Source organism: Tropicimonas sp. (assembly GCF_047971885.1).
Classification (GTDB): Bacteria; Pseudomonadota; Alphaproteobacteria; order Rhodobacterales; family Rhodobacteraceae; genus Tropicimonas.
The window spans coordinates 37,836-46,548 of record NZ_JBKEAE010000204.1 but is presented as its reverse complement, the minus strand read 5'-3'; the positions used below and the strand labels follow the sequence as shown (position 1 = coordinate 46,548).

Genomic DNA, 8,713 nt, shown 5'->3' with positions numbered 1-8,713 from the left:
GCGGCGGTGGACGAGACGGTGAATGCCCTGCACACCGGCGCCGGCGCCAAGGGCGGCGTTTCGGGGAGCCGGGCGCAATCGCTCGGCAACCGGCTGTGGGAGGGGCTTTCGGCCCATGTCTACGTGTTCCTGCACCAGACGCGGCTGTCGGACGTGGTGCAGAACGATCTGGCCCCCTGTCCGGCGGTACCGTCGATCCTGCATATGGAAGACGACACGGACTGAGCCGGAGGCCCGAAGGCGCGTGACCGCAAAGCGCCGGCCCGGCAAACACCGAGACGAAAGCGACGCGCGAAATGACACGGAACCGGGTCTATCTGGACTGGAACGCGACAGCCCCGCTTCGCCCCGAGGCGCGCGCGGCGATGCTGGCGGCGATGGATCTGGTCGGCAACCCGTCGTCGGTGCATGCCGAGGGCCGCGCGGCCAGGGGTCTGCTGGAGCGGTCGCGGGCGCAGGTCGCCTCGGCCTTCGGTGCGGACGGGGCCGATGTGGTCTTTACCTCGGGGGCAACCGAGGCGGCGGCACTTGCGCTGGCCGGGCGCGAACTGGCCGGTGCCGGTATCGAGCACGATGCGGTTGGAAGCTGGACCGGGCCAAGCCTGCCCGCTTCGCCCGAGGGGCTGGTGGCCGTTCCCGACCCCGCCGGCGCAACCCTGCAACTGGCCAATTCGGAAACCGGTGTTGTCCAGACCCTTCCCGAAGGGCTGGCTGTCAGCGACATGACACAGGGATTCGGCAAAATCCCGGTCAGCTTCAACTGGTCGGGTTGCGAGATGGCGCTGATTTCTGCCCACAAGATCGGCGGACCGAAGGGAATCGGCGCGCTCGTGCTGAAACGCGGACTGGACGTAAAGGCGCGAATCCGTGGCGGCGGGCAGGAAATGGGGCGGCGCGCGGGGACGGAAAACCTTGTCGGCATTGCCGGATTCGCCGCCGCGGCGCAGGCCGCAGCGCGCGATCTTGCCGATGGTGCGTGGGAACGGGTTGAAGAATTTAGAAACATTCTAGAAAAAGCACTGGCGTCTGCTGGAAAAGATATTATTTTTGTCGGGAAATCGGCCAGGCGACTCCCCAACACCTCGTGCATTGCCGTGCCGGGGTGGAGGGGCGAAACCCAGGTGATGCAGATGGACCTTGCGGGATATGCCGTCTCGGCGGGTTCGGCCTGTTCCTCCGGCAAGGTGAAGTCCAGCCGGGTATTGCGTGCGATGGGGTTTGACGAAGTGGCCGCGGGTTGCGCGATCCGGGTCTCCATCGGGCCGGGGACAATGGAAGACGATGTGCTGCGCTTCGCCGATACGTGGATGGCGCAGTACCGCAAGCACAGGGCAAGGGTGGCCTGACCGGCGGGAATCGGGCAGACCCCTGAACGGGAAACGACGGAATGGACCGTAACATGACAGACGTGGCCAACGATGAGCTTGAGGTTCGCGAAGGTGTCGATCGCGAAACGGTCGAGACCGTGCGCAACATGGGCGCCTACAAATACGGCTGGGAAACCGAGATCGAGGAGGATCGCGCCCCCAAAGGCCTCAACGAGGATATCGTGCGCCTGATCTCGGAGCGCAACGGCGAGCCAGAATGGATGCTGGAGTGGCGCCTCGACGCCTTCCGCCGCTGGCAGAAGATGGAGATGCCGGACTGGGCGATGCTGAAGATCCCGGCGATCGACTATCAGGACCAGTATTATTATGCCCGCCCCGCCTCGATGAAGGAAAAGCCCAAATCGCTGGACGAGGTCGATCCCAAGCTCCTGGAGACCTATGCCAAGCTGGGTATTCCGCTCAAGGAACAGGAGATCCTCGCCGGGGTGGAGAATGCCGGCGCGACGCCACAGGAGGGCCGCAAGGTCGCCGTTGACGCGGTGTTCGATTCGGTCTCCGTCGGGACGACCTTCAAGGCGGAACTCGCCAAGGCCGGAGTGATCTTCTGCCCGATCTCGGAGGCGATTCGCGAACATCCCGACCTGGTGCGCAGATATCTCGGCACGGTGGTGCCGAGCACGGACAATTTCTTCGCCACGCTGAATTCTGCTGTGTTTTCGGACGGCTCCTTCGTCTATGTGCCGCCGGGTGTGCGTTGTCCGATGGAGCTTTCGACCTATTTCCGCATCAATGCCGAAAACACCGGCCAGTTCGAACGCACGCTGATCATCGCCGACAAGGGCGCCTATGTGAGCTATCTGGAGGGATGCACCGCGCCCAAACGCGACACCGCGCAGCTTCATGCCGCGGTGGTCGAGATCGTGGCGCTGGAAGACGCCGAGGTGAAATATTCGACCGTCCAGAACTGGTTTCCCGGCGACGAGGAAGGCCGGGGCGGCATCTACAACTTCGTCACCAAGCGCGCCGATTGCCGGGGCGACCGCTCCAAGGTGATGTGGACGCAGGTGGAAACCGGCTCCGCCATCACGTGGAAATACCCGTCCTGCGTGCTGCGCGGCGCCGAAAGCCAGGGCGAGTTCTATTCCATCGCCATCACCAACAATTACCAGCAGGCCGATACCGGCACCAAGATGATCCATCTCGGGCGGGATACGAAAAGCCGCATCGTTTCCAAGGGGATAAGCGCCGGTAAGTCGCAGAACGTCTATCGCGGGCTGGTCTCGATGCACCCGCGCGCCCGGGATGCGCGCAACTATACCCAGTGCGACAGCCTGCTGATCGGCGGCGATTGCGGGGCACACACCGTGCCCTATATCGAGATCAAGAACAACACGGCCCGCGCCGAGCACGAGGCGACGACATCGAAGGTCGATGACGATCAGCTTTTCTATTGCCGCTCGCGCGGCATGGACGAGGAGGAGGCCGTGGCGCTGGTGGTCAATGGCTTCTGCCGTGAGGTGCTTCAGGCGCTGCCGATGGAGTTCGCGCTGGAGGCGCAGCAACTGGTGGCGATCTCGCTCGAAGGCTCGGTGGGCTGAGGAGCGGTCTGATGGCGGAAAACGGGCGTTTCGCGGAAGGGATGCGCACCTTCCTTCCCTACGGGCTGACGGTGCTCGGCGCGGCGGTCGGCGTGTTGTACGTGACCTATGGCACGCGGATGGGCAATCCGCTGATCGGGATAGTACTCGGCGCGATGGCGGGGCGGTTCGCGGCGGCGCTCATCGTCCGGCTTGCAGAGCGGCGCAGGATGTGAGGACGGGAGAAGAGACATGATCGTGACCACCACCCCGGGTATCGAAGGCCGTCGGATCAGCGAATACCTCGGCATCGTTGTCGGCGAGGCGATACTCGGCGCGAATGTCTTTCGCGATATTTTCGCCGGCATTACCGACATCATTGGCGGACGGTCGGGCGCATATGAACACAGCCTCGCCGAAGCGCGCAGCACGGCGCTGCGCGAGCTTGAGGAACGCGCTGCGGCACTGGGCGCGAATGCGGTGGTCGGCGTCGATCTCGATTACGAGGTGGTCAACAACATGCTGATGGTTTCGGCTTCGGGCACTGCTGTACGGCTTGGCTGAAAACCACCGGAAACGGAAACACGCGCCGATTTCCGGCGCAGGAAGAAATGCGATGAACATGCTTGAAATCAACAACCTGCACGTAAAACTTGAAGAAGAGGACAAGCAGATCCTCAAGGGGGTCGATCTGACGGTCGAGGCGGGAAGCGTCCATGCGATCATGGGGCCGAACGGTTCGGGAAAATCCACCCTTTCCTACGTCCTGTCCGGGCGCGACGGCTACGACGTGACCGAGGGCAGCGCCACACTGGAAGGTCGCGACCTGCTGGAGATGGAACCCGAGGAGCGCGCGGCGGCGGGGCTGTTTCTTGCCTTCCAGTATCCGGTCGAGATTCCCGGCGTGGGCAACATGACCTTCCTGCGCACGGCGCTCAACGCGCAGCGCAAGGCGCGCGGCCAGGACGAGATCAGCAGCAGCGATTTCCTCAAGCTGGTGCGCGCCCGGGCGAAGGAACTGAAAATCGATGCCGACATGCTGAAACGCCCGGTCAATGTCGGTTTTTCCGGCGGCGAGAAGAAACGCAACGAGATCCTTCAGATGGCGCTGCTCGAACCGCGGATGTGCATTCTCGACGAGACCGATTCCGGGCTGGATGTCGATGCGATGAAGCTGGTCGCCGACGGGGTGAACGCGCTGCGCGATGCAAACCGCGCCTTTCTGGTCATCACCCACTACCAGCGGCTGCTCGACCATATCCAGCCGGATGTAGTGCACATCATGGCCGACGGGCGGATCATCAAGACCGGCGGACCCGAACTGGCGCTGGAGGTCGAGCACGAAGGCTATGCGCATCTGCTGCCGGAGGGTGCCTGAGATGGCGGCGCCGAGGGAGCAGAAGCTTGAAGCCGCCCAGACACGGTTGTCGGGGATAACGCTGCCGGCGGGCGGCGCGTGGATCGGCGCGGCGCGCGAAAGCGCGCTTGAGCGTGTCCGGGAGATGGGCCTGCCCAATGCCCGTGACGAATACTGGAAATACACCCGGCCCGAGACGCTGGTTCAGGCGGAAACGCCGCGCGCGGCGGTGTTCGAGCCCTATGAATCAGCGGTTTTCGGCGATATCGACCGGCTGAACATCGTCTTTGTCGACGGCATCTTCGCGCCCGAGCTTTCCGACCCGCTCGACCTTGCCGGGATCGAGATCGAGCAACTGGCCAGCGCCGGCGCGGCCGATATCCACTGGGCGCGCGAGATTTACGGCGTTCTGGAAGCGCGCGGCCAGTCGCCGGTCGAACGGCCGCTTGCGGCGCTGAATACCGCGACCGCCGCGCAGGGCATGGTGATCCGCGTCACCGGCAGGGCGGCGAAGCCGGTCAACTTCACCTATCTTCAGCATACGCCCGACACCGATGTCGTGCTGCACACGGTGGTTCGTGTCGAGGCCGGCGGAGATCTGACCCTGCTGGAGAACGGTCCGGCGGGATCGCGCCTGAACAAGGTGCTGGAAGTGGAGGTCGCCGATGGCGCCGCCTTCCACCATGTGCGCACGCAGGGCCGGGCGCACGAGCGCCGCGCCGCGACCCACATCTTCGCCCGTCTGGGGTGCCAGAGCACCTTCAAATCGTTCACGCTGACCGTCAACGGCGCGCTGACCCGCAACGAGGCGGTGGTCGAGTTCGCCGGCGACGATGCGGTGGCCCATGTGGCCGGTGCGGCGCTTGGCGATGGCGGCTACGGCCCGTTCCATCACGACGACACGGTCTTTGTCACCCACGATGCCGGGAATTGCGAAAGCCGGCAGGTGTTCAAGAAGGTGCTGCGCAACGGTGCCATTGGCGTGTTTCAGGGCAAGATTCTGGTCAGGCCCGGCGCTCAGAAGACCGACGGTTACCAGATCAGCCAGTCGCTGCTGCTGGACGACGACAGCCAGTTCTACGCCAAGCCGGAGCTGGAGATCTATGCCGATGATGTGGCCTGTTCGCACGGCTCGACCTCGGGCGCCATCGACGAGGAGGGGTTGTTCTACCTGCGCTCGCGCGGCGTTCCGATGGCCGAGGCGACCGACCTGATGGTGATCGCCTTCGTCGCCGAGGCGCTCGACGAGATCGAGGATGCGGCGATCGCCGCCGATGTGCTGGCGCGGCTCGAAGGCTGGCTGGCGCGGCGGCGGGGCTAGGGGGGCGCCCGGTGTCGCTGACCCGCGAGATCCTGCGCACCTATGTTGCGCCGCGCAGGGTGATGCGCGATCTGCTCGCCTCGGTCGGGGCGGGCGACCGGCCCGACGCGCGCGCGCTCGCCTGCCTGCTGGGCGGCTGTCTGGTCATCTTCGTCAGCGCGATCCCCTTTGCGCTGAAGGGCGGCGATCCGTGGCCCGCAGGGGCGCCGGTGCAGATGCGGCTGGCCAACACGTTTTTCGCCTGGATGTTCATCGCGCCGCCGGTCTTCTATCTGCTGGCGGCACTGGGGCATCTGGTGGCGCGCCTGTTCGGTGGCAGGGGCAGCTTTCTGGGCGCGCGGCTGGCGCTGTTCTGGACGGTGCTGGCGGTTTCGCCGCTGTTTCTGCTCAACGGCATGATCGCGCAGGTCATCGGCGGCAGTCCGCAGCATCCGGGGCCCGGGGTCCTGATACCGGTTGTGTTCCTTGTGCTTTGGACCCTATCGCTTGTCGAGGCCGAAAGACCGTTGCCGAGTTGAGAGCGAACCGATGACTTTGACCCGTAGCCCGATCCGCGAACTTGTCCTTGAAACGCTGCGCGACCCGCGCGTCGCGGCGCGCCGCATCCTTGCCGCGCACCTGCCTTTGGCGGCGCTGTGGGAGGCGCTGGCGCTGGTTGTGGTTCTCAGCGTCCTGACCGGGCAGGTCGCGACGATGCTCGTCGGCGGGCTGACCCCCGATTCGGTGAGCCTGCTGCCGGTGTTCTTCTTCAGCCCGTTCCTGCTGGCGCTGGTGCAGGGGGTGCTGCTTGTCGTCATGGTGGCGGCCGTCTACGGGATCGGGCGCGCCTTTGGCGGGCAGGGGCAGTTCGCCGGGGCGCTGGCGCTGGTGACATGGTTGCAGTTCCTGATGGTGTGCCTGCAGGTGCTGCAGGGTGTGGCACTGGTGATTGCGCCGCTTCTGTCGACCCTGCTGGGCCTTGCCGGGGTTGTCGCGTTCTTCTACCTGCTGACGATCTTCATCTGCGAACTGCACGGATTCACCCGACCCGGAATGGTGTTCGCCGGGATTCTCGCCACGCTGGTCGGCATGATCTTTATCCTGTCGATATTGCTCGGCATCCTTGGAATCGGCTATGTGGGGGTCCCCGATGTATGACGTGGCAGCTATCCGGCGGGATTTCCCCATCCTCTCGCGCGAGGTAAACGGCACGCCGCTGGTCTATCTCGACAACGGCGCCTCGGCACAGAAGCCACAGGTGGTGATCGACGCGGTGACCCGCGCCTATGGCGCGGAATATGCCAACGTCCATCGCGGCCTGCATTTCCTGTCGAACCTCGCGACCGAAAAATACGAGGCGGTGCGCGGGATCGTCGCCCGCTTTCTCGGCGTTGCCGACGAACGCGAGATCGTCATGACCTCGGGCAGCACCGAGGGGATCAACCTTGTCGCCTATTCCTGGGCGATGCCGCGCTTCGCGCCGGGCGACGAGATCGTGCTGTCGGTGATGGAGCATCACGCCAATATCGTGCCCTGGCATTTTCTGCGCGAACGGCAGGGCGTGGTGCTGAAATGGGTCGATGCCGATGTGAATGGCGATCTCGACCCGCAGGCGGTGCTCGATGCCATCGGTTCCAGAACGAAACTGGTCGCGGTGACGCATATGTCCAACGTTCTGGGCACGCTGGTTGATGTGAAGAGCATCGTCGCGGGGGCGCATGCGCGCGGCGTGCCGGTTCTGGTCGACGGCAGCCAGGGGGCGGTGCACATGCCGGTGAACCTTGACGATATCGGCGCCGATTTCTACGCCATCACCGGGCACAAGCTCTATGGCCCCTCCGGGTCGGGGGCGATCCATATCCGGCGCGAGCGTATGGCCGAGATGCGCCCCTTCATGGGTGGCGGCGACATGATCCGCGAGGTCCACAAGGACGCGGTGAGCTATGCCGATCCGCCGATGAAATTCGAGGCCGGTACCCCCGCCATCGTCCAGCAGATCGGACTTGGCGTCGCGCTCGAGTATCTGATGGGCCTGGGGATGGAGAATGTCGCCGCCCACGAACGCACACTGCGCGATTATGCGCGCGAGCGCCTCGGGGGCCTCAACTGGCTGAACGTACAGGGAAATTCTGCCGGTAAGGGGGCGATATTCTCGTTCACGCTGCAGGGCGCGGCGCATGCGCACGATATTTCCACAGTGCTCGACAAGAAGGGGGTAGCGGTCAGGGCGGGGCATCACTGCGCCGGGCCGCTGATGGATTTTCTTGGTCTGACGGCCACCTGCCGCGCCTCGTTCGGGCTTTACAACACGCACGACGAGGTCGACCGACTGGTCGAGGCGCTCGAACTTTGCCACGAGCTTTTCGACTGATACCTTCGGCCTCGAAGAACGGTCATGTTGCCTCCGAAGGACCGCACTGAGCCCTTCCTGTTCTGGCAGAGCAAGACACCCGGGCGCGGAACAAGGCCGCAGGCCGCCGCGCCAGCGCCTGGCCGTTCCCGCGGCCAGGCGCGTTGGTGACGACCGTACAACGTTCATATTTCGGGCGGATGTGGCTGGCATAAAGCGCGTCGTTCTACCGTCAGGAGCGCCTGTCCACGGCCATGCGCTGGCGCGGCTTGCGCTCCCGTCCGAACGGCAGCATCGTCCGCATTGCCGCCGGTTGATTCCCATGGACGTTGGTATGATATCCGTCGCCGCAGGCAGCCCGGCGATGAACCGTGCCGCCGTTACTTCGTGTCGATGGGCCGCGCGTCGTCCTCGACCTCGTCGTAGCTTGCCCAGCCGTATTTTCCGCCGGTGGGCGGCAGGTCGCGTTCCTTGACGTCGCGGTGCATGTGCGCCTTGGCAACGAAATTCGCCGTGATCGGCGCGGTGAGGAACAGAAAAGCGGCGATCAGCATCTCGTGCAGGCTGACATGGCCGAGAAACACGGCAAAATAGGTCATCGAGGCGAGCAGCACCCCGCCAACGCCAAGCGTGGTGGCCTTGGTCGGTGCATGGAGGCGGCGCATGGTATCGTCGAGCTTGACCAGCCCGAAACTGCCCAGCAGGGCAAAGACGCCGCCCATCACCAGCATCGCGGAAACGAAAATCTCGGCGTAGAGTTCCATTGGCTCCTCACTCGATGATGTTGCCGCGCAGGATGAA

10 protein-coding genes and 1 pseudogene are annotated in these 8,713 nt (G+C 64.5%); 10 read left to right on the top strand and 1 reads right to left on the bottom strand.

Annotation, left to right across the window (positions count from 1 at the left end):
- The 10 genes and pseudogenes from ACK5IR_RS17105 to ACK5IR_RS17060 all read left to right on the top strand — a co-directional run.
- Positions 1 to 225: pseudogene (locus tag ACK5IR_RS17105) on the top strand (Rrf2 family transcriptional regulator); the annotation flags it as partial.
- Positions 226 to 296: 71 nt separating this feature from the next.
- On the top strand, positions 297 to 1,346 hold the full coding sequence (locus ACK5IR_RS17100; protein ID WP_416930650.1) for a cysteine desulfurase family protein: 1,050 nt from the start codon (positions 297 to 299) through the stop codon (positions 1,344 to 1,346).
- A 41-nt stretch (positions 1,347 to 1,387) separates the two neighbouring features.
- Positions 1,388 to 2,926, top strand: a complete 1,539-nt coding sequence (gene sufB / locus ACK5IR_RS17095) for a Fe-S cluster assembly protein SufB (RefSeq protein WP_416930648.1) — start codon at positions 1,388 to 1,390, stop codon at positions 2,924 to 2,926.
- Positions 2,927 to 2,937: 11 nt separating this feature from the next.
- Positions 2,938 to 3,141 (top strand): hypothetical protein, encoded by a 204-nt coding sequence (locus tag ACK5IR_RS17090; RefSeq protein ID WP_416930646.1) that lies wholly within the window; start codon positions 2,938 to 2,940, stop codon positions 3,139 to 3,141.
- 16 nt (positions 3,142 to 3,157) lie between these two features.
- Positions 3,158 to 3,469: a heavy metal-binding domain-containing protein gene (locus tag ACK5IR_RS17085; RefSeq protein ID WP_416930644.1), complete on the top strand. Its 312-nt coding sequence runs from the start codon at positions 3,158 to 3,160 to the stop codon at positions 3,467 to 3,469.
- 58 nt (positions 3,470 to 3,527) lie between these two features.
- Positions 3,528 to 4,283, top strand: a complete 756-nt coding sequence (gene sufC, locus ACK5IR_RS17080; RefSeq protein WP_416930660.1) for a Fe-S cluster assembly ATPase SufC — start codon at positions 3,528 to 3,530, stop codon at positions 4,281 to 4,283.
- A gap of 1 nt (position 4,284) precedes the next feature.
- A complete protein-coding gene (locus ACK5IR_RS17075) occupies positions 4,285 to 5,583 on the top strand; it encodes a SufB/SufD family protein (protein ID WP_416930642.1) in 1,299 nt (432 codons plus the stop codon).
- An 11-nt stretch (positions 5,584 to 5,594) separates the two neighbouring features.
- Entirely contained in the window at positions 5,595 to 6,101 is a 507-nt protein-coding gene (locus ACK5IR_RS17070; protein ID WP_416930640.1) for a YIP1 family protein, read from the top strand.
- Positions 6,102 to 6,111: 10 nt separating this feature from the next.
- A complete protein-coding gene (locus ACK5IR_RS17065; protein WP_416930638.1) occupies positions 6,112 to 6,720 on the top strand; it encodes a YIP1 family protein in 609 nt (202 codons plus the stop codon).
- Positions 6,713 to 7,933, top strand: a complete 1,221-nt coding sequence (locus ACK5IR_RS17060; RefSeq protein WP_416930636.1) for a cysteine desulfurase — start codon at positions 6,713 to 6,715, stop codon at positions 7,931 to 7,933. The genes ACK5IR_RS17065 and ACK5IR_RS17060 overlap by 8 nt, the downstream gene beginning before the upstream one ends.
- 359 nt (positions 7,934 to 8,292) lie before the next feature.
- Here ACK5IR_RS17060 and ACK5IR_RS17055 read toward each other — a convergent pair whose 3' ends face one another.
- The gene (locus ACK5IR_RS17055) at positions 8,293 to 8,676 is read right to left on the bottom strand and encodes a Na+/H+ antiporter subunit G (RefSeq protein WP_416930634.1); all 384 of its coding nucleotides are present in this window, start codon (positions 8,674 to 8,676) and stop codon (positions 8,293 to 8,295) included.
- Positions 8,677 to 8,713 lie beyond the last annotated feature (37 nt).